Below are 19,018 nucleotides of genomic sequence, written 5' to 3'. Positions count from 1 at the left end.
GCGTTGGGATCCTCCCAGCACCCGGTCGGCTCACCGTCCTTTGCCGGCTCATGACCTTTGACGACTTATCCTGGTACACCCGCCAGCCGTCCGCGACTCCCCGCGTGTCATCCTTCGCTGCGCCGCCCGGCGCGGGAGCGCCGGCCGGCTCCGCTCAGGATGACAGCGGCCGGGCGACAGGGAGATCTCCGGTGTATCACGGTATTTCGTCAAACTCCATTAGTCCCGGGCACGGGCCACCAACGTTGCGCCTCGTCACCACACCTCGCACGCCCATCACCCGCTCCCGCGATCCACTACGCCACGCGGACCTGGGAGCCGGTGGGAGTCTTCCGGACCTCGATGCGGGTGGGGAACATCTCTTTGAGCTCGGAGAGATGGGTGATGACCAGGATCGTCTGGAAGTCGCGCTCGATCGCGCGGATGGCCTCGATTAGTCCGTCGCGGCCCTGGCTGTCCTGGGTACCGAAGCCCTCGTCGATGACCAGCGTCTGGAGGCGGGTGCCGGCACGCCGGGCAAGGAGGGTGCTGAGCGCGACCCGGATGGCAAAGTTGGCGCGGAAGGCCTCGCCGCCGCTGTAGAGCTCGTAGGGCCGGCGTCCGGCCTCGTCGCCGATCACGATGTCGAGTGTCTCGATCGTGTTGTCGCCCCGGACCGTCTGCTTCTGGGTGCGGAACTCGACGCGCATGGTGTTGCCGGGCATCTTGTCGAGGATGGCGTTGGCCTCGTCTTGTAGCTCCGGGATGACGTTCTCGATGATCATGGCCTGGATGCCGCGCTTGCCGAAGGCCAGGGTCAGCTCATCGTAGATCATCTTCTCCTCAGCCACCTGGCGACGCTCGGCGATACGTTCCTCCCGGAGGTCTTGCAGGCGCAAGCAGTCCTCGAGCCGCTGCTGAGCGGCGCCGAGCCTCGCCTGTGTCTCGCCGCGGCACGCCTCCAGCGCCTCCAACTCCGCCTGGAGCGCGTCGCGCTCGGCGCGCAGGGGTTCCAGTTGGGTGAGTTGTTCGCTGAGTTCAGCCTCCTCTGCCTCGGCGGCGGCTCGCTCGGCCTGGTGCTGTGCGATCTGGAGTGTCAGCGTTTCGATCTGGGCCTCATCGCGTTCGAGCGCGGTCTGCGCCACGTCAAGCTGGCGCCGCTCCTCCTCGACGCCGCGCAGCGCGGCGATGCGTGCCCGGATCGTCTGGTGCTCCTCGCGGTCGTAGGGGAGGTCGGCGAGCGCCTGCTCCACCTCAGCCAGGGCAGGGCGGTGCTCGGCGCCTGGGGCTCCCCGGGCCAGCCGGTCGCGGAGCCCCGCGAGGAGGGCTTCGAGTTGCTCCGTCTCCGCCTGGGCACGGGTGAGGCGCTCGTGCCGCTCGCGGAGCGCGGCGGCGGTGCGCTCCAGCTTCTCGGCGCGCGCTCGCTGGCGTTCCAGGTGCTCGATTCTCGCGGCCGCTTCTGCGGCCTCGGCCTGGAGCTGCTTGATGGCCGCAGCGTTGGCGCGGAATTGGTCGCCGAGCGCTTTGCCCTCGGCGGTGTACTCGGTGCGCAGCCGCTGGCGCTCGTCCTCGCCCAGCTCGCGGCGGCAGACGGGGCAGAGCGCGCCGGCGCCCTCGATCTGGTCGAGCCGGGCCTTGATCTCCTCCATGTCGGCTCGCAGGCGCTTGTTCTCGGCCTGGAGCTCGCCCCGGCGCGCTTCGCGGGCGGCTTGCGCCGCGTGCTCCTGGGCGATCGCGTCGGCGACACCCGTCAGTTCGGCGAGTTCGGCGGTGACGGCATCTAGTCGGGCGACGACGTCCGGTAGCTCCTTGAGTTGCAGACGGCGCTCGTCGATCTGGCAGGTGACGGAGTGGATCTCCGTCTCGAGCCGGTGGGTGGCCTGCTGGATCGCTTGCTCGATGGCGCGGCGGCGCTCGATCAACTCCTGGCGGGCCGATAGCCGGTCGGTCAGGTCCGCCTCGCGCTGGCGCAGCTCGGTCAGTTCGCGGTACCCGGCCTCAATCGCGTCCCTCCTTGCCAGCACGGCGCGGTGGGCGGCGATCTGCTCGTGGAGCGTGGCCCGGCGGCGCTCGAGATCGGCGATGGCGACATCCAACTCGACCTTGCGCCGCCTTACGCTCTCGCGTTGACTCGCGGTAAACTCTAGTGACCGGACGCGCTCCTGCACGGCGTCGAGCCGCCGGCGCAGGTCGTCGGCCCGGTCGGTCAGTTTCAGGAGTTCCTGACCGAGCGACTCGACCTCCTCCCGGTGGCGGGGTAGGTCCGCGAGCCGCTGGTCGAGCTCGGCCAGGTGCAGGTCGATCTCGCGCAGGCGCCGGTCGCGCTCCCGGAATGCCTGGCGCGCGGCCTCCTCGTAGCGATCGTACTCGCTCAGGTTGAGGATTTCCGCGAGGACCTGCTTGCGCTGCTGGGGGGTCTTGGTGGTGAATTCGTCGGCCCGGCCCTGCAGGATGAAGGCCGAGTTGATGAACGTCTCGTAGTCCATCCGCAGCAGGCGGTCGATCGTCTGCTGGGTCTCGCGGAGACTGGCGCCGGTTAGCGACCGGCAGCGGTCGCCCTCGATGGCTTCCAGCTCCAGGGTGGCCGAGCTGGTGGCGCGGGCGCGGCGCCGCCGGGTGACGCGGAACTCCTGCTCACCCAGGATGAAGCCGAAGGTGACCTCCATGTCCGGGGCACCGATGGAGATGAGGTCCCGGTCGCTGTTGACGCGCGCCTTGCCCCAGAGCGCCCAGGTGATGGCGTCGAGCAGGGCGGACTTTCCGGCTCCGTTATCGCCCGAGAGGCAGGCGACCCGGATGCCGCGGAAGTCGATTTCGACCGGCTCGCGATAGGACATGAAGTTTCGAATGGCGAGGCGAGTTGGTATCATGGGACGCCGCCGCTCCTGGCATCGCCACGGACCCGCGGCGATGCATCCACGCTGACCTGTTGGTCAAGTATACCGGGGCAGGCGGGTTCAACGCCGGAGTTGGAATTGTTCTTGCGTGCCGACGATCGCATGCGCCGATAGGTGGCGCCACGGAGGGGGCGAGCGGCGCACTGTCAGGGAAGCCAACTGTGACCCGCAGGCATAGCGTGCCGCACCGGGTGCGGCGGTTGGTCCGAGCCTGACTGCTTCTAGAAGGACGTAGCGGATGGTGATGGATAGGGATCGACGACCGGACGAAGACGAATACCAAGAGGAGGCCGAGCCGGAGCCTCTTCTAGACGGCGACGAGCTCGACGAGGAGGCTCTCGCGGAGGAAGAGTCCTCCCGCGCGCTGGTTGAGGTGGAGGAGGACGCAGCGGCTCTCGATGAGGACTGGGATGAGCTGCTGCAGCACGACCCCACTCTGGCGACCGATCCGATCCGTCTCTACCTCCGCGACATCGCGCAGGCGCCGCTGCTCACGGCGGAGGAAGAGGTGGAGCTGGCCAAGCGCATCGAGGAGGGCGACGTCGAGGCGCTCCAGCGCTTCGTCCGCTCGAACCTGCGGCTTGTGGTCAGCATCGCCAAGCGCTACGTGGGACGTGGGCTCTCGTTGCTGGACCTGATCCAGGAAGGCAACCTCGGTCTGATCCGGGCGGTCCAGAAGTATGACTGGCGCCGGGGGTACCGCTTCAGCACGTACGCGACCTGGTGGATCCGCCAGGCGATCACCCGTGCCATAGCCGACCAGGGCCGCACCATCCGGCTGCCGGTCCACATGATCGACAGCATCACGCGCTACCGCCGGACGGTGATGCAGCTCACGCAGGAGCTTGGCCGCCCGCCGCGGGCCGAGGAGGTGGCCGAGGCGATGAGCGTCCCGCCGGAGAAGGTCGAGCAGTTTATCCGCGCCGCCCAGCGCACGATTTCGCTCGAAAAGCCGATCGGTGAGGACGAGGAAGGCACCCTCGCCGATCTCATCGCCGATGAGGTGGCGCGCTCGCCGGAGGAGGAAGCGGTCGAGACGCTGCTCCAGCGCGATGTGGCCGAGGTGCTGGAGGAACTGACGCCGCGCGAGCGGCTGGTGCTGCAGCTCCGCTTCGGGCTGGGTAACGGCTCGCCGCACACGCTGTCGGAAGTGGGCCAGCAGCTCGACATCAGCCGGGAGCGCGTGCGTCAGATCGAGAGCGAGGCACTGCGCAAGCTGCGGCGCCGAGCGGCCGATCGGCTGGCCGCGTACGCCGAGCTCTAGCCAGCGACGGGCAAACCACGTAGACTGACGCTGCGGATACATAGGATGGATGTAGCGTGAGACTACGTGGGGAGTGTCAGTAGGCGTGCTCGGTCTGGAGCAGTGGCTCCTCCTTGGCTCAGTCTTCCTTCTGATCCTCGCGAATGGCATCTTCGTCGCGGCGGAGTTCGCGCTGGTTTCGGCCCGCCGCACCCGCATCGAACAAATGGCTGCGGAGGGGAACCGGCTGGCCCGCGCGGTGCTGCGGGCCATGGACGACCCCAACCGGTTCATCTCCGCAGCCCAGATCGGGATCACGGTCGCCAGTCTGGGACTTGGGTGGCTGGGTGAGCCGGCCTTTGCCCGGCTCTTCGAGCGCCTTTTCTCTATGCTGCCCGGGAGCTGGCAGGGCATTGCCTCGCACAGCGCCGCAGTGGCGACCGCGTTCATCCTGATCACCTTCCTCCACATCACGCTGGGCGAGCAGGTGCCCAAGATGATCGCCATCCAGCGCGCCGAGGGCACCATCCTGCTCACCGCTCAGATCACCCAGCTCATGTCGACCATCTTCCGCCCGGCGATCGCGGTGGTCTTCTGGGCGACCGAGTGGCTGCTCCGCCCGTTCGGCCTGCGTTACCAGAGCGAGAGCCACCTGGTCTACACGGTGGAGGAGCTGGAGATGCTCGTTGAGGCGAGCGCCCGCGGCGGGCAGCTCGAAACCAGCGAGCAGGAGATGATCCACCGGCTCCTCACCTTCGCCGACCTCGACGCCGGGCAGGTGATGGTGCCGCGCACCGAGATGATCGCGGTGCCGGTCGATATCACGCTGCCGGAGCTGATCGAGGTCATCGCACGGGAGCGCCGGTCACGCTACCCGGTCTACGACCAGACGCTCGACGACATCGTCGGCATCGTCCACAGCAAGGATCTCTTCCCGATCCTCGCCGCCGGGAAGACGGACGGGTTCTCCATCCGCGAGATCACCCGCGAGGCGATGACGGTGCCCGACAGCCTGCCGATCGACCAGGTGCTGGCGCTCATGAAGCAGCGGCGGACACACATCGCCATCGTCATCGATGAGTACGGCGGCACCGCGGGGCTGATCACGATGGAGGATCTGGTCGAGCGCATCGTCGGCGAGCTGCAAGATGAGTTCGAGCGGCCGGAGCAGGAGGTCGAGGTCCTGCCGGACGGGTCGGTGCGCATCAACGGGCTCATGCTCATCGAGGAGGTTAACGAGCGCTTCGGCCTGGACATCCACGACCCGAACTTCGACACCATCGGCGGGTATGTCTTCGGCCAGCTCGGCCGGAAGCCGGAGGTCGGCGACACCGTGCAGGTGGGGGATGTGACCTTCCGCGTGGACGTGCTTGATGGCCTCCGCATCGCCCGACTCTGCCTCATCCGCGACCACGTCCCCTCAGAGGAGCAAGCGGGGGAGTAACGCGCCCTACGTGGCGCAAACCGGCGACGATCCGACGACCGCGCACTCGTGTCGGGGTCGCGAGTCCGGAAATCGCGGAATCGGCGCGCTCGACTACCCCAGGAGCATGTCGAGCAGGGCCATGCGGATGTAGACGCCGTTCTTGGCCTGCCGGAAGTAGGCGGCGCGCGGGTCGAGATCGACCTCGGGGGCGATTTCGTCCACGCGGGGCAGCGGGTGCATCAGGATCGCGTTCGGATGCATCAGGCGGAGGCTCGCGGCGTCGATGACGTAGAGTCCCCGCGCGGCCTCGTACTCCTCCTCCGAGGTGAAGCGCTCGTGCTGGATGCGGGTCTGGTAGACGACGTCGACCTCCGGCAGGACCCGCGACAGGTCGCTCTCCTCGCGGAAGCGGACCCCGGCTGCCGCCAGCGCGGCGGTGACGTCGTTGCCCATGCGGACGTTCGGCGGTGAGACGAAGGTCAACTCAATCCCCCGGCACTGCGTCAGGATGAGGGCGAGCGAGCGGGCCGCACGACCGTACTTGAGGTCGCCGACGAGGGCGATGCGCAGGTCGTCGATCCGGCCGAGCTCCGAGCGGATGGTGTAGAGGTCGAGCAGCGCCTGGGTCGGGTGCTCGTGTGGCCCATCCCCGGCGTTGATGACCGGGATGTCGATCACCGACGCAGCGCGGGCGGCGGAGCCGGCCTCCGGGTGGCGGATGACGATGACGTCGGCGTACGACTCGACGATGCGCGCGGTATCCTCGATGGTCTCCCCCTTGGCCGCAGACGAGGTCTCCCGGGCGTACTCGGCCGAGAGGACCTGCCCGCCGAGCCGGATCATCGCCGACTCGAAGCTCAGGCGCGTGCGCGTGCTCGGTTCGAAGAAGAGGGTCGCCATGATCCGGCCGCTGAGCCGGTTGGAGCCGCCGGCAGCCACAATCACGCGCATCTCGTCGGCGCGCGCGAAGAGCTGTTCGAGGAAGGGGCGGTCGAACTGCTGCACGGCGAGGATACTGCGCGCACTCCGCGACCCGGACATCATCTCTCCTTCCTGCTCGGCCGAAAACGGGCCATCCCAGAGTATACCCGGATCGCGGCCTTCTCACCGTCTTCACGCGACCAAGATCTCTGGTCGGAAGAGACATTTCCGAACCCGTCATGGCGGGGCTGGGTGGATCAGGCGTGGAAATGCCGCCCAAACCTATTGACATCCGCGACGGAGGGGCGTAGTATCCGACCCACAACTGAATAGAGTTCTGCTCATCCAGAGTGGTGGAGGGAACGGCCCTGCGAAGCCCGGCAACCAGCGCGTACCGCGCCAGGTGCCAATGCCGGCGGACAGTGTCCGCACGATGAGCGACACGGTTTGTGATCCTCCACCGATGCCGTGGAGGTTTTTTATTGCCCCACGGCCGAGCGCAAAGGCGTTGACGAGGAGAGTACGCGAGGCGCTACGGTCTCAGCGAGCCGCGACGGTGAGAGGCGGCACACGGGCCCTCGCCGAAGATGACCTCCGAGCCGCGGTCTGAACCGGGCAGTCGCCCGCAGTAGGTCCCGCCGGGTTGACCTCCGTTATCCAGGTCAGGGTGCATCCGCACCCACCGAGGCGCGCGTCGCGAGGCGCGGGCGAAGCGGGGTGGTACCACGGGTTCGCGAGCCCGTCCCCAGCATCCGGGGACGGGCTCTCTTCGTCCCCGGCGAATCACACCAGGTCAGTCACCGGCAGTGGAGTGGGAAGGCGAACGTGCAGCCCGCAGGGTGCTGTACGGATCGCCCGACGACCGTATGGAAGGAGCGGACCGTGAGTAACCAATTCGAGGCCCCGCGTGGCGCGCTGCTCGTCGGGAGCGTCCCGTTGGCCGATGCCGCCGAGGTTTTCCAGACTGCCGCCGGGATCCTCGGCGACCGCCTGCGCCGCATCCCGGACGGGGAGACCGGCGTGCGCAGCAACTGGATCGGGTGGCAGAACGACGTGCTGGCCAGGGTGCCGCAACTCGAGGTGATCCCGCCGAACCCGGATGACTACGTGCCCGCGCCAAAGTTTCGACTCCGTGCCGGGGTGGACCCGTCGGAGATCCGCTTCGACAACCTGGGCTACGCCGACGCGGCTCGGGAGTCGTACGCGACCTTCACGCAGCTCAAGGCGGCCGGGACGATCCCGGCGCACGTCCGCTTCCAGGTCTCGCTGCCCACGCCCCTGGCGTCGGTCGCCGCCTATGTGCAGCCCGAGTCGCAGGCCGCGGTCGAGCCGGCCTACGAGGCACGCCTGCTGGCCGAGGTGGATGAGATCCTCGCAGCGATCCCGCACGATGAACTGGCGATCCAGTGGGACGTGGCGGTCGAAGTCGGCATCCTGGAGCAGGCCTTTCCGTCCGCCTTCGATAACCCGCTCGAGGCGATCGTCGAGCGGCTGGTCCGTATCGGCGACTACATCCCGGCCGACGTCGAGCTGGGTTACCACCTCTGCTACGGCGATGCCGGCCACAGGCATTTCAAGCAGCCGGAGGACACCCGGCTCCTGACCGACCTCGCAAACCGCATCGTCGCCGGGGTGCAGCGGCCGATCACCTGGCTCCACCTGCCGGTGCCGGTCGACCGCAGCGACGACGCCTACTTCGCCCCGCTGCGCGATCTGCGGCTCGACCCGGAGACCGAGCTGTACCTGGGCCTGGTTCACGACACCGACGGGGTTGAGGGAACCCGGCGCCGCATCGAGGCGGCTCGACGAGTGGTCCCCACCTTCGGCGTCGCGACCGAGTGCGGTCTGGGGCGCCGCCCGCCGGAGTCCATCCCGGCGCTGCTTCGCCTGCATGCCGAGGTGAGCGAGCCGGTGGTGTCGGTGGTGTAGGGGCAGGGCTGTCACGTCCGGCCATGCCCGGCGTGGCAGGCACGTGCCAGACACATCGACGAGCCCCCTCTCCCTGACCTGGGGAGAGGGGGCTCAGGTCTTCCTGCTACCGCATGGTGCTCGGGAGGATGCCCAGCTCGGCGCGGTACTTGGCGACGGTGCGGCGGGCGATACGGATGCCCTGCTTGCTCAGGAGGTCGCAGATGCGACGGTCGGTCAGCGGCTGGTTCTCGCGCTCGATCATCTCCTTGATGATGTCCTTCACGCTGAGCGACGGCGTGAAGAAGTCGCTGAACGGGATGACCTTGCGGTTGGGGAGCATCACGAACTTGTTGGCGGTGGCCCGGCTCACGGTCGACTCGTGTACCCCAACCTGCTGAGCGACGACGGCCCGGGTCAGCGGGCGCAGCTCGCGCACGCCGCCGCGCAGGAAGTCCTCCTGCAGCTCGACGATGCACCGCGAGATCTTGTAGAGCGTCTCCCGGCGCTGGTTGATGTTGGAGATGAAGAGCTTGGCACGGTTGACGAACTCGCGGACGTGCTGGCGCTCGGTGTCGTTGTAGTCCCCGCGGGTGCGGCTGCGGCCGATCTCGCGGGCGATCTGGGCGTAGAGCGGGTTCATCCGCAGGTGGAAATGCCGCGTGTCCACGACCTCGACCACCAGATCTCCGTCGCGCAGGCTGACCACCACGTCAGGCGCGACGTAGGGTGAGCGGAGCGGCGTCTTCCAGTAGCGCGCCTCCTGGCTCTGCAGCGGGTAGGGGTTGAGGTGCGCGCGGATGAAGTCGCGCGCTTCCTCGACCTGCTCGTTGGTGATCCCCAGCTCTTTGGCGATGAAGCCAAACTTATGGGCGCCGAACTGCTCCAGGTAGTCGCGCAGGATCGGCTCGACGAAGGGCGGCACCTCGACGCCGATGTCCTTGAGATAGCGCAGTTGGATCAGCAGGCACTCGCGCAGGTCGCGTGCCCCGACGCCGATCGGAGCCACCGACTGGATGTACTCGATCACCCGGTCGACGTACTCCCGCGGGCGGCCGAAGCGGGCGGCAACGTCATCAAGGTCGACATCGATGAAGCCGCGCTCGTCCAGGGAGTTGACCAGGTACTCGGCAACGCTGAGATCCCCATTCTGGCACAGCGTGGCGACGTCGGAGAGGATTTGCTCCTGGAGGGTCTGCTCGGAGGCGACGAGCGTCATGGGGTCGAAGTCGTCGGAGTCGTCGCGCTCCCGCGAGACCGCGGTGTAGAGCTGTTCCGGGTAGTCCTCGAAGGGCTCCTCGGGGTGCTGCTCCCGCTGGTCGATAAGACAGGTAGGGCAGTAGCCCCCCTCGATCACGCCGCCGCAAACGGGGCAGATCTCCCGCTCCTCCATCTCCAGTGCCGGGTTGGCCTCCAACTCCTGCTGGATGACCTCCTGAAGCTCCATTCGTGAGAGGCTGAGGATGTAGTTGGCCTCGATGAGGCTGGGGGAGATCCAGACCCGCATTTCGGGGCTGAGATCCATCGAGACATCCATACCCGGCATGCATACCCTCCTTGACCTTCGTAGGTCTCCCGTACCGTGCGTCTGGTGGGCCGGCCGGGTCGTACAACTCTTAGGCGGGGCTCCGGCGAACCACCGACGCCGGTGGACACGAGGGCGTGCCCGTCCTGTGTCCCCAGTATAGGGGGCGGGGGAAGTCTTGGCAAGAATCTTGCGAGAAAAACGCACTCCGCGGTCGTGCCGGGGGCAAACCGAGGGACCGGTAGTTGGGGGCGGCCTGACGGGTTATTTGCTCCACATTACGCAGGCACCGTGCCACAGGAGGTAGTGCCCGGCAGGCAGGGTGGTGCAGTGTAGCCGCCTTCCTGCTATTATCGTGCGTGGCTCGTGCCGATCGGCTCGTGCATGGTGGCGCGTGTCACCGAGGCGCCCAGGGCTGCGCCGAGCCGCAGGGTACCGGTTAGGGAGTGGAAGACCGTGGGGAGAGGGCTGCGGATCGCCACGATCCGGGGCATCGAGATCAAGCTGCACCCAAGCTTCCTCCTCGCGCTGCTCTGGGTGACCTACTACTGGGGCATCGCCCCCGACAACGGGCTGCTGGGTGTCCTCTTCGGCGTGTTCATCCTGACCGCGATCTTCGTCTGCGTCGTCGGTCATGAACTGGCCCACAGCTTCGTCGCTCTCCGCTACGGTCTGACGGTGCACGACATTACCCTGTTGCCCATCGGCGGGGTGGCGCGCATCGAGCAGGTGCCGATGACGCCCCGGCGCGAAGCGACCGTCGCCCTCGCAGGACCGATCCTCAACCTGATCGTCGCCGCCGTCTTGTTGCCGGTGGTGCTGGCGGTCGCGCTCGCGAGTGGCGTACGCGACGCGTACGGGTTTCTCCTCATGATCCAGGGGATCGACGGCGCGAGCTTCGTGATTCACCTCTGGATCGCCAACCTGATGCTGGCGGCCTTCAACCTGCTGCCGGCCTTCCCGATGGACGGCGGCCGGATCTTCCGCGCGCTGCTCACGGGGGTTTCGAACCGGGTGCTGGCCACCCGCGTGGCGGTGTTCCTCGGCCAGTTCCTTGCGCTGGCACTGATCGCCGCCGGGTTCTACACCCGTGATGTCGCGCTCCCGCTGGTTTCGATCTTCATCATGCTGGCGGCCTTCGTGGAGTCCCGCATGATCTACGTCGAGGCGGCACTGCGCTCGCTGCCGGTGGGGCAGTTTGCCGTCTGGGACTCCGGCGGTGTCTCGCCCGATTCGCCGCTGAGCCATGCGGTCCTGGGCGGCCCGCGGGATCTGGCGGTGACCGAGGGAGGCGTCGTAGTCGGGATGCTCTGGCGCGATGAGGTCCTGGCGCGCCTCCACCAGGGCAACAGCCTCCGCGTGGCCGATGTGATGGACCGCGATGTCACCGCCATGGACGTAGACAGCTCCGTCTATGATGTCCACCGCCGCATGCTCGCCACGGGCAGGACGGCCATCCCGATCGTCGAGGGCGGCCTCTATCGCGGCATCTTCACCTCGGACCGCTTGGTACACGTCCACCGCTACCTCCAGGAGCGCTTCGGGACGCGCGATCGCTACCGCGGGCTCATCGAAGCGCTCGGCCTCATGGGCCGCTAGCCGCCCTGATCTCTGCCACCCAGCGCTCCGCTATCGGCACGGACCTTGCATGGTGTCCAGTCCCGCGCCGGTGCCGTCGCGCGCCGACCCGATGCGACGGTTGTCCTAGGGAGGGAGATGGTGGAATGAGCATCACCCGATGGGATCCGTGGAGCGAGATGATGTCGCTCCGCGAGGCGATGGATCAGCTCCTCCGCGAGAGCTTCGTGCGTCCGGCGACGTCGATGCTGCGCTCGGGCAGCCTGGGGATGGGGATACCGCTCGATGTGCGTGAGACGGACGATGCGTACATCGTAAAGGCGACCATGCCGGGTGTGCGGCCCGAGGACGTTTCCATCCAGATCACCGGCAACACGCTCCAGATCAGCGGTGAGACGCGTGAGGAGTACGAGCAGTCGGAGGGCGCGGGAGAGGGCCGCGATCGCGGTACCTGGCTGGTGCGCGAGCGCCGCTACGGGCGCTTCGAGCGCACGATCACGCTGCCGACCGACGTCAAGGCCGATCAGGCTCAGGCGACGCTCGAGCATGGGGTGTTGACCCTGCGCCTGCCTAAGGCCGAGGAAGCCCGCGCGCGCAGGATCCCCGTCCAGAGCGGCACGGGCGCGCAGCAGATCGAGGCTCAGTCACGCCCTCGATCGTGACGTTGCCTGACTGCATCCGCCCCCACGCCGGCCCGCAGAGTGCGCGTTCGGCGTGGGGGCGTGTTTGTGTGAGCAAGCCGGTAGTCGCTCGCGCGGCGCAGGCGTGGTACTCTGACGAGAACAGACCGCTATGCTGAGCAGGGAGTGAGCATGCAGGAATCTGCCGAGCTGCTGGGGCATCGCTATCGCTTCGTACCTGCGCCACGTGCGGGACGGGAGACGGCCCGCCGTCCGGTTCTGCTGCTGCTCCACGGCACGGGCGGTGACGAGGCGGACCTGCTCCCGCTGGGTGAGTTGCTGCTACCGGGCGCGCCCCTGCTGAGCCCGCGCGGAACGGTGAGCGAGCAGGGCGCGGCCCGGTTCTTCCGCCGGCTGGCGCCCGGTGTCTTCGACGTCGAGGATCTGATTCAGCGGACCCACGCGCTGGCGGACTTCGTCCAGGCGGCCGTCGAGCGCCATGGTGTTGCTGGTCGTCCCGTTGTGGCCGTGGGCTACTCGAACGGCGCCAACATCGCGGCCAGCCTGCTCCTGTTGCGGCCCGGTCTGCTGGCAGGAGCGGTCTTGTGGCGTGCGATGGTGCCGCTGGAGCCGGAACCGCTGCCGGATCTTACGGGCACACCCGTGCTGCTGGGGGCGGCTCGGTTCGATCCCATGATCCCGAACGACAACGTCGAGTGGCTGGCAGCACTGCTGCGTAAAAGCGGCGCGAGCGTCACGCTCCGCTGGCAGGACACCGGCCACGGGCTGACGCAGGCTGACGTGCGCGAGGCTGCCGCGTGGCTGGCAACCCTATGGACCGATGAGGAGAGCACGCAATGAATCTGGGCGGACTCCACCACGTCACGGCGGTCACAAGCCGCGCATCGGAAAACGTCGCCTTCTACACCGAGGTTCTCGGGCTCCGGCTGGTAAAGAAGACCGTCAACCAGGACGACGTCTCGGCCTACCACCTCTTCTACGGCGACGAGTTGGGCCGGCCGGGGACGGAGATGACCTTCTTCGACTGGGAGATGGTCGGCGCGCACCAGGAGGGCAGCGGCCAGATCTCGAACACCAGCTTCCGGGTGCCGGGTCGAGCCGCGATCGAGTGGTGGGCGCAGCGCCTCGACGCCTACGGCGTCCAGCGGGGAGAGATCGGTGAACGGCTGGGCCGGACGGTTCTCCCATTCCAGGATCCCGAGGGACAGCGGCTGGAGCTGATGGACGACATGGCGGGCGAGGCGGCTCCGCGTGTGGAGCCCGGCATCCCGTGGGACCGGTCGCCGGTACCGGCCGAATACGGCATCCGCGGGCTCGCGGAGGTGACGCTGACCGTGCGCGAGCTGGCGCCGACGGCCTTCATCCTGACCGAGGTACTCGGCTTCCGGCAGGTCGCCGCCGATCGCAACGGCGAGTTCCAGAGCGTGACCTACGAGACCGGCCCTGGTGGTCCCGGCGCTCTGGTGCGCGTCGTCGTGCGGCCGGATCTTCCCTTCCGCCCGCGTTCCGGCGCCGGTGGGGTGCACCACGTGGCCTTCCGCACCCCGAACGATGAGGAGCATGCCGCCTGGCAGCGGCGGCTCGCGCAGATCGGCATTGGCGTCACGCCGGTCATCGACCGCTACTACTTCAAGTCGATCTACTTCCGTGAGCCGGGCGGGGTGCTCTTCGAGATCGCGACCGACGGCCCCGGTTTCGCTACCGACGAAGACCCGGAGCACCTCGGCGAGCGGCTGGCGCTGCCGCCGTTCCTCGAGCCGCACCGCGCGGAGATCGAAGCGGGGCTCAAGCCGATCCGGCCGGTGACCTTTGCCCCACTGAGCGCGGGGGACTAGCCCAGCCGGCGCTCCTGGTCGGACGAGGTTGGCGCAGGCTGAGCGTCGTCGCTTAGCGGGCTTGGTCGGCAGCGTGGGACGGGATCGGTCCGTTGGGGTGGCGGGTCGGGTCGGTCTCCTCGACCCAGCGGCCGATCCTCCGGTACTTCTGGTAGCGGGCCGCGAGCAGCGCGTCGATGCCGGCGTCTCCGTCGTGCACCAGCGCCTCCAGCTCGGCAAGGTGGCGTTCCAGAGCGTCGCCCACGCGCTGGATGGTCTGGGTCGGCTGCTCGTGGGCGGGGGCCGGCTCGGGGATCACCTCATCGACGATGCCGAAGCCGTACAGGTCGGCGGCGGTGACGCGCATGGTCGCGGCCGCCTCGGGAGCCTTGCTCACGTCCTTCCAGAGGATCGTCGCGCAGGCCTCGGGAGACGCGACGGCATAGATCGCGTTCTCCAGCATCAAGATGCGGTCGGCCACGCTGATGGCGAGCGCGCCGCCGCTCCCCCCTTCGCCGATCACGACGGCCAGCGTCGGGACGCGCAGGGAGGCAAGCGCCAGCAGGTTCTCGGCGATGGCGACGGCCTGGCCGCGCTCCTCCGAGCCGATTCCCGGTTCGGCGCCCGGCGTGTCGACGAAGGCGATGAGCGGCATGCCGAACTTCTCGGCGTGCTGCATCAGCCGCAGCGCCTTGCGGTAGCCCTCAGGCCGCGGCATGCCGAAGTTGTGCGCCAGGTTCTCCTGGGTGTTGGCCCCCTTGCGGTGGCCGACGACGACGACCGCCCGGCCGCGGAAGGTGCCGATACCGCCGAGCAGGGCCGGATCATCACCGAAGCGCCGGTCGCCGTGCAGTTCCACGAACCCGGAGATCAGGTCCGCCACGTAGTCCTGCGTATGCGGGCGTGCCGGGTTACGGGCCAGGAGCACGCGCTCCCAGGCAGAGAGGGTCTCAGGCATCGGGCGCCTCCTGCGCCGAGGCGGCCGCGACGGCAGGCCGGCGGGCTGGCCGCTGGCGGGCCAATGCGTAGTGGTCGAGCAAGGTCGCGATCTTCGCGCGCAGGCTGCGCCGCGGGGCGATCAGATCGATCATGCCGTGCTCCAGCAGGAACTCGGCGGTCTGGAAGCCCTCGGGGAGCTTCTGCCGGGTGATCTGCTCGATGACACGAGGGCCGGCGAAGCCGATCATGGCGCCCGGCTCCGCGATGATGACGTCGGCCACCGTCGTGTAGCTGGCCGTGACCCCGCCGTAGCACGGGTCCACCAGCACCGCGATGTGGGGCAGCCGGGCTTCGCCCAGCCGCGCCAGCGCCGCTGTGGTCTTCGCCATCTGCATCAGTGAGAAGGGACTCTCCTGCATGCGCGCACCGCCGGACGACGAGACCGTGACCAGCGGCAGCTCCTGCTCGATGGCCCGCTCGATCGCCCGCACCAGCTTCTCCCCGAAGACGGAGCCCATGCTGGCGCCCATGAAGCCGAATTCCGCGACCGCCAGCGCGAGCGGGCGACCGTCCAGCCGGGCGGACCCGGTGACCAGCGCCTCGCGCGTACCGCTCTTACGCTTGGCCGTCGCTACTTTGTCGGGGTAGGACTCGCCGCCGGCGGCGAACCCGAGCGGGTCGGCCGCTTCGAGCCCGGCGTCCCACTCCACGAAGCTGCCCGGGTCGGTCAGCATCGCGATCCGCTGCGCGGCGGTGAGGCGGAAGTGGTGGTTGCAGCGTGGGCAAACCCGCAGTTCGCGCTCGAACTCGCGCGAGTAGGTCAACTCGCGGCAGCGTGGGCACTTGACCCAGAGGTCATCGGGTACGACCGGGCTGTCCTCGCTCTGTGGTTCAGACGTGAAGCGCGGTTGTCGGCGGAACAGTTCCCGCATGACTTCCCCCCGGTTTGGCGCGACGGTGGGCGGCGCGCCGTTTGCGATCCGGTGGAGTATAGCACATGCAACGCCGGGCCCGAGGTGCGGGCTGCCCGATGTTGCTTGACCGGCATGCCGCTTGCGCACTACAGTGAAGGTGCCTGACGGAGGGCGGGGACGCGCGCCGGCATCACCTGGGGTAGAGGAGCGGGCCATGGTGGACGTTGCCGTGATGATCCTCGCAGGCGGTCAGGGTGAGCGCCTGAGCATCCTCTCCCGCCAGCGCGCCAAGCCGGCCGTCCCCTTCGCCGGGAAGTACCGCATCATCGACTTCGCGCTCAGCAACTGCGTCAACTCCGGCTACTTCGATGTCGCCGTCCTCACCCAGTACCGGCCCCACTCGCTCAACGAGCACATCGGCCACGGCCGTCCGTGGGACCTTGACCGCGAGCGCAACGGCGGCATCGTCATCCTCCAGCCCTACCTGGGCCGTTCGCAGTCCGGCTGGTACCGGGGTACGGCTGATGCCATCTACCACAACCTCTTCTTCATCACGCGCAAGCCGTACACGGACGTGCTGATCCTCTCCGGCGACCATATCTACGCCATGGACTACCGCCCGATGGTGGCGCAGCACCGCCGCCTCGATGCTGACGTGACCGTGGCGGTCCAACCCGTGCCGTGGGAGGACGCCTCCCGCTTCGGGCTGATGACGACCGACGACGAGGGCCGGATCATCGACTTCGTGGAGAAGCCCGAGCAGCCGCGGAGCAACCTGGCCTCGATGGGCATCTACGTCTTCAAGCGGGATGTCCTGCTCGACCTGTTCCGCAGCCCAACCTACGCCGAGGAGATGACCGACTTCGGGCACCACTTCATTCCCTACCTGATCCATCACGGCCGGGCCTATGCCTACCGCTTCGAGGGCTACTGGCAGGATGTCGGGACAATCCAGTCCTACTGGGAGGCGAACATGGCGCTCCTGGAGGACGTCCCGGCCTTGAACCTCTACGACCCGAACTGGCGTATCCATACCCGCAGCGAGGAGCGGCCGCCGGCCAAGATCATGGACGGGTCGGTCGTGTCGCGCTCGCTCATCTCCCACGGCGCCATCATCATCCGCGGCCATGTGGAGCACTCGATCCTCTCGCCCGGCGTGGTGGTGCACGAGGGGGCAGTCGTGCGCGACTCCATCATCATGACCGACGCGGTGATCGGGCCGGGCGCGGTCATCGACCGCTGCATCATCGACAAAGAGGTCCGGGTCGGGGCCGGCGCCTACCTCGGCTACGGCGACGACTACACGCCGAACTGGCTGGAACCGAAGCGGGTCAACACCGGGATCACCATCGTCGGCCGGAACGCAATCGTGCCGCCCAACGTCCGGGTCGGGCGCAACGTGCTGATCGGCACGGACGTGACCGAGGCCGACTTCCCGTCGAACGATATCCCCAGCGGCGACACGATCGACCCCCGCGTCGCGGCGTTCTGGTCGTGAGGCGCGTGCTCCGATCGCACCGCCGTCGCGGGGTCAGGACGGTGATGTGAAGATCCTTGCGCCGTGGTGAGGGCCTGGGGGTGAACCCCCGGCACCGTCGTTGCCCCGTTTGGCCTGGCCGTTATGGGCCGGTGGGGACGGAATCGTCGGAGCAGCGATAACGGCAGGTTGATGCCGGGTGTGCGCTGGCCTCGGCTTGTCATGAGCCATCCTGCTATAGTTGGGGGATGGGGGCGTCCCGGTCGGCAGACGTCCGCGCCAAAGTTGCGCGCTTCGCAAGCGGGGAGAGGGGACGATGTCGTCGCCGAGCGTGGCGCCTCGCGCCGTACCGGGACCGTACCCGTTCGTTAGAATAATCAGACCCGGCTTGGCCAGACGATTGCGGTGCGATATCGGAGCACCCGGCCGTTCTGAGAACCGCGACTGTTGCGGCCAATGTGCAGTGAGTAGCACGCGGTTCACGCGGTTGGGGTGGATCGGGCACGAAGGGGCCGGCAGGGGCGTCACGTTCCCCGGTTCCGTCTCCCGTCCGGTCGGCTTGCAGGGATTGCGAACCGGCTCCGGTCGCCCGCGTGACGAGATTGTGGAAGCGAGAACACCGTATGGAGGCAAAGTCCGAGGGGCCCGTGCTGGCGCAGCGCGGTATTGTCGACCTGGTGAACATCGTCGCCGCGTTGCCCGAGGCGGAGCGCGAGCGGTTTGACCGCCTCTTCCGGGTGGTGTCGACCGTGGGTGAACTCGACCCGCCGGAGCATATGTACCGCTGGATCGAGCGGTACTTCGGCTCGGTCGAGGCGGTCCTGCGCCAGAAGGTGGTGAAGGTCACCAACCGGCTGACGCTGGAGGAGACGCTCTTCAACGACATCCGCGCGCGCCGGCCGCTGGAAGCGCGTATCCCGGCCGAGCTGGCCGATGAGATCGCCAAGACGGCGCCCGACCCGTTCTGCGAGCCGGAGCTGAACACGCCGGCCGACCCGTTCGGCCGCATCCGGGGCGAGCACACCATCACCGCGAGCAACATCGCCAAGTACGACGGTCTCCACGGCGTGGTCATCTTCGACGAGCACGACCCGCTGGCCTTCACCGAGGCGCTGGTGGTCGACGCGGTGCGCGTAGCCCGGCGCTGGTTCGAAGCCGCGCATCAGATCGACCCGAGCGCGGTCTATCCCTTCTTCATGTGGAACTGCCTCTGGAAGAGTGGGGCATCGATCCCCCACGGCCACGCCCAGGTCAGTCTGACCCGCGGGGCGCACTACGGCAAAGTCGAGAGCACCCGGCGGGCGACCCTGGTGTACCGCGAGGAGTACGGCACGGAGTACTTCGACGACCTGTTCCTGGCTCACCAGTCCCTCGGGCTGGCGTCCGAGGTGGGCTCGGTGCGCGTCATGGCGAACCTGGTCCCGCTGAAGGAGAAGGAGGTCGTCCTGACCGCCAAGGCGGTCGACGATAACCTCGCGCGCGTGGCCTATCAGGCGCTGCGCTGCCTGGTTGAACGGCTCAACGTCGTCTCCTTCAACCTGGTCATCTGGATGCCGCCGCTGGTGGACACCAACGAGGACTGGAGCGGAATGCCGGTGGTGGTCCGGCTGGTGGACCGAGGCGACCCGCTGAATCGCACGTCCGACTTTGGCGCGATGGAGCTCTACGCGGCGAGCGTCGTGTCGAGCGATCCCTTCCGGGTCGCTGAGGTGCTGTGGGAGGATCTGGACGTGCGCTAGCGCCGGGTCGCGACGCG

Annotated in this window: 14 protein-coding genes and 1 riboswitch; of the genes, 9 read left to right on the top strand and 5 right to left on the bottom strand. The window is 68.0% G+C overall.

Annotated features, from left to right (window positions below):
• Positions 1 to 296 precede the first annotated feature (296 nt).
• On the bottom strand, positions 297 to 2,849 hold the full coding sequence (locus STHE_RS09350) for an AAA family ATPase (RefSeq protein WP_012872329.1): 2,553 nt from the start codon (positions 2,847 to 2,849) through the stop codon (positions 297 to 299).
• A 265-nt stretch (positions 2,850 to 3,114) separates the two neighbouring features.
• Here STHE_RS09350 and STHE_RS09345 point away from each other — a divergent pair, with 265 nt between their 5' ends.
• Both STHE_RS09345 and STHE_RS09340 read left to right on the top strand, forming a co-directional pair.
• The gene (locus tag STHE_RS09345; protein ID WP_012872328.1) at positions 3,115 to 4,140 is read left to right on the top strand and encodes a sigma-70 family RNA polymerase sigma factor; all 1,026 of its coding nucleotides are present in this window, start codon (positions 3,115 to 3,117) and stop codon (positions 4,138 to 4,140) included.
• Between the two features lie 85 nt (positions 4,141 to 4,225).
• Positions 4,226 to 5,563, top strand: a complete 1,338-nt coding sequence (locus STHE_RS09340) for a hemolysin family protein (RefSeq protein ID WP_012872327.1) — start codon at positions 4,226 to 4,228, stop codon at positions 5,561 to 5,563.
• Between the two features lie 93 nt (positions 5,564 to 5,656).
• Here the strand turns inward: STHE_RS09340 and pyrB are convergent, their stop codons facing one another.
• Positions 5,657 to 6,589, bottom strand: a complete 933-nt coding sequence (pyrB, locus tag STHE_RS09335) for an aspartate carbamoyltransferase (protein WP_012872326.1) — start codon at positions 6,587 to 6,589, stop codon at positions 5,657 to 5,659.
• Positions 6,590 to 6,804: 215 nt separating this feature from the next.
• A riboswitch (SAM riboswitch) is annotated at positions 6,805 to 6,906 on the top strand.
• A 442-nt stretch (positions 6,907 to 7,348) separates the two neighbouring features.
• On the opposite strand from pyrB, the gene STHE_RS09330 reads away from it, so the two are divergent.
• Positions 7,349 to 8,395: a uroporphyrinogen decarboxylase/cobalamine-independent methonine synthase family protein gene (locus STHE_RS09330; RefSeq protein WP_012872325.1), complete on the top strand. Its 1,047-nt coding sequence runs from the start codon at positions 7,349 to 7,351 to the stop codon at positions 8,393 to 8,395.
• 106 nt (positions 8,396 to 8,501) lie between these two features.
• Here STHE_RS09330 and rpoN read toward each other — a convergent pair whose 3' ends face one another.
• Positions 8,502 to 9,920, bottom strand: coding sequence for an RNA polymerase factor sigma-54 (rpoN, locus tag STHE_RS09325; protein ID WP_012872324.1), 1,419 nt, complete (start codon positions 9,918 to 9,920; stop codon positions 8,502 to 8,504).
• A gap of 435 nt (positions 9,921 to 10,355) precedes the next feature.
• Here rpoN and STHE_RS09320 point away from each other — a divergent pair, with 435 nt between their 5' ends.
• The 4 genes from STHE_RS09320 to STHE_RS09305 all read left to right on the top strand — a co-directional run bounded on the left by STHE_RS09320 (position 10,356) and on the right by STHE_RS09305 (position 13,953).
• Entirely contained in the window at positions 10,356 to 11,498 is a 1,143-nt protein-coding gene (locus STHE_RS09320; RefSeq protein WP_012872323.1) for a site-2 protease family protein, read from the top strand.
• A gap of 125 nt (positions 11,499 to 11,623) precedes the next feature.
• Positions 11,624 to 12,139, top strand: coding sequence for an Hsp20/alpha crystallin family protein (locus STHE_RS09315; protein ID WP_012872322.1), 516 nt, complete (start codon positions 11,624 to 11,626; stop codon positions 12,137 to 12,139).
• 150 nt (positions 12,140 to 12,289) lie between these two features.
• Complete coding sequence (locus tag STHE_RS09310; protein ID WP_012872321.1) at positions 12,290 to 12,958, top strand: alpha/beta hydrolase; 669 nt, start codon at positions 12,290 to 12,292, stop codon at positions 12,956 to 12,958.
• Positions 12,955 to 13,953, top strand: a complete 999-nt coding sequence (locus STHE_RS09305) for a ring-cleaving dioxygenase (protein ID WP_012872320.1) — start codon at positions 12,955 to 12,957, stop codon at positions 13,951 to 13,953. Before STHE_RS09310 ends, STHE_RS09305 begins: the two co-directional genes overlap by 4 nt.
• A 52-nt stretch (positions 13,954 to 14,005) precedes the next feature.
• Here STHE_RS09305 and STHE_RS09300 read toward each other — a convergent pair whose 3' ends face one another.
• Together STHE_RS09300 and accD are read right to left on the bottom strand one after the other, a co-directional pair.
• Complete coding sequence (locus STHE_RS09300; protein WP_012872319.1) at positions 14,006 to 14,890, bottom strand: acetyl-CoA carboxylase carboxyltransferase subunit alpha; 885 nt, start codon at positions 14,888 to 14,890, stop codon at positions 14,006 to 14,008.
• The gene (gene accD, locus STHE_RS09295; protein WP_012872318.1) at positions 14,883 to 15,803 is read right to left on the bottom strand and encodes an acetyl-CoA carboxylase, carboxyltransferase subunit beta; all 921 of its coding nucleotides are present in this window, start codon (positions 15,801 to 15,803) and stop codon (positions 14,883 to 14,885) included. The genes STHE_RS09300 and accD overlap by 8 nt, the downstream gene beginning before the upstream one ends.
• A 196-nt stretch (positions 15,804 to 15,999) precedes the next feature.
• On the opposite strand from accD, the gene STHE_RS09290 reads away from it, so the two are divergent.
• Together STHE_RS09290 and STHE_RS09285 are read left to right on the top strand one after the other, a co-directional pair.
• Positions 16,000 to 17,283, top strand: coding sequence for a glucose-1-phosphate adenylyltransferase (locus STHE_RS09290; RefSeq protein WP_012872317.1), 1,284 nt, complete (start codon positions 16,000 to 16,002; stop codon positions 17,281 to 17,283).
• A 602-nt stretch (positions 17,284 to 17,885) separates the two neighbouring features.
• Positions 17,886 to 19,001 (top strand): hypothetical protein, encoded by a 1,116-nt coding sequence (locus tag STHE_RS09285; protein ID WP_012872316.1) that lies wholly within the window; start codon positions 17,886 to 17,888, stop codon positions 18,999 to 19,001.
• The last annotated feature ends 17 nt before the right edge of the window (positions 19,002 to 19,018 follow it).

It is taken from the genome of Sphaerobacter thermophilus DSM 20745, assembly GCF_000024985.1.
Classification (GTDB): domain Bacteria; phylum Chloroflexota; class Chloroflexia; order Thermomicrobiales; family Thermomicrobiaceae; genus Sphaerobacter; species Sphaerobacter thermophilus.
The sequence above is the reverse complement of the archived record's forward strand: the minus strand, read 5'-3'. Positions and strand labels throughout refer to the sequence as shown.

What these genes read in the sequence shown, in the direction of transcription:
- STHE_RS09350 (WP_012872329.1), bottom strand. Translation starts at nt 2,849, where the DNA reads ATGATACCAACTCGCCTCGCCATTCGAAACTTCATGTCCTATCGCGAG.
- STHE_RS09345 (WP_012872328.1), top strand. Translation starts at nt 3,115, where the DNA reads ATGGTGATGGATAGGGATCGACGACCGGACGAAGACGAATACCAAGAG.
- pyrB (WP_012872326.1), bottom strand. Translation starts at nt 6,589, where the DNA reads ATGATGTCCGGGTCGCGGAGTGCGCGCAGTATCCTCGCCGTGCAGCAG.
- rpoN (WP_012872324.1), bottom strand. Translation starts at nt 9,920, where the DNA reads ATGCCGGGTATGGATGTCTCGATGGATCTCAGCCCCGAAATGCGGGTC.
- STHE_RS09315 (WP_012872322.1), top strand. Translation starts at nt 11,624, where the DNA reads ATGAGCATCACCCGATGGGATCCGTGGAGCGAGATGATGTCGCTCCGC.
- STHE_RS09310 (WP_012872321.1), top strand. Translation starts at nt 12,290, where the DNA reads ATGCAGGAATCTGCCGAGCTGCTGGGGCATCGCTATCGCTTCGTACCT.
- STHE_RS09305 (WP_012872320.1), top strand. Translation starts at nt 12,955, where the DNA reads ATGAATCTGGGCGGACTCCACCACGTCACGGCGGTCACAAGCCGCGCA.
- STHE_RS09300 (WP_012872319.1), bottom strand. Translation starts at nt 14,890, where the DNA reads ATGCCTGAGACCCTCTCTGCCTGGGAGCGCGTGCTCCTGGCCCGTAAC.
- accD (WP_012872318.1), bottom strand. Translation starts at nt 15,803, where the DNA reads ATGCGGGAACTGTTCCGCCGACAACCGCGCTTCACGTCTGAACCACAG.
- STHE_RS09290 (WP_012872317.1), top strand. Translation starts at nt 16,000, where the DNA reads ATGGTGGACGTTGCCGTGATGATCCTCGCAGGCGGTCAGGGTGAGCGC.
- STHE_RS09285 (WP_012872316.1), top strand. Translation starts at nt 17,886, where the DNA reads ATGGAGGCAAAGTCCGAGGGGCCCGTGCTGGCGCAGCGCGGTATTGTC.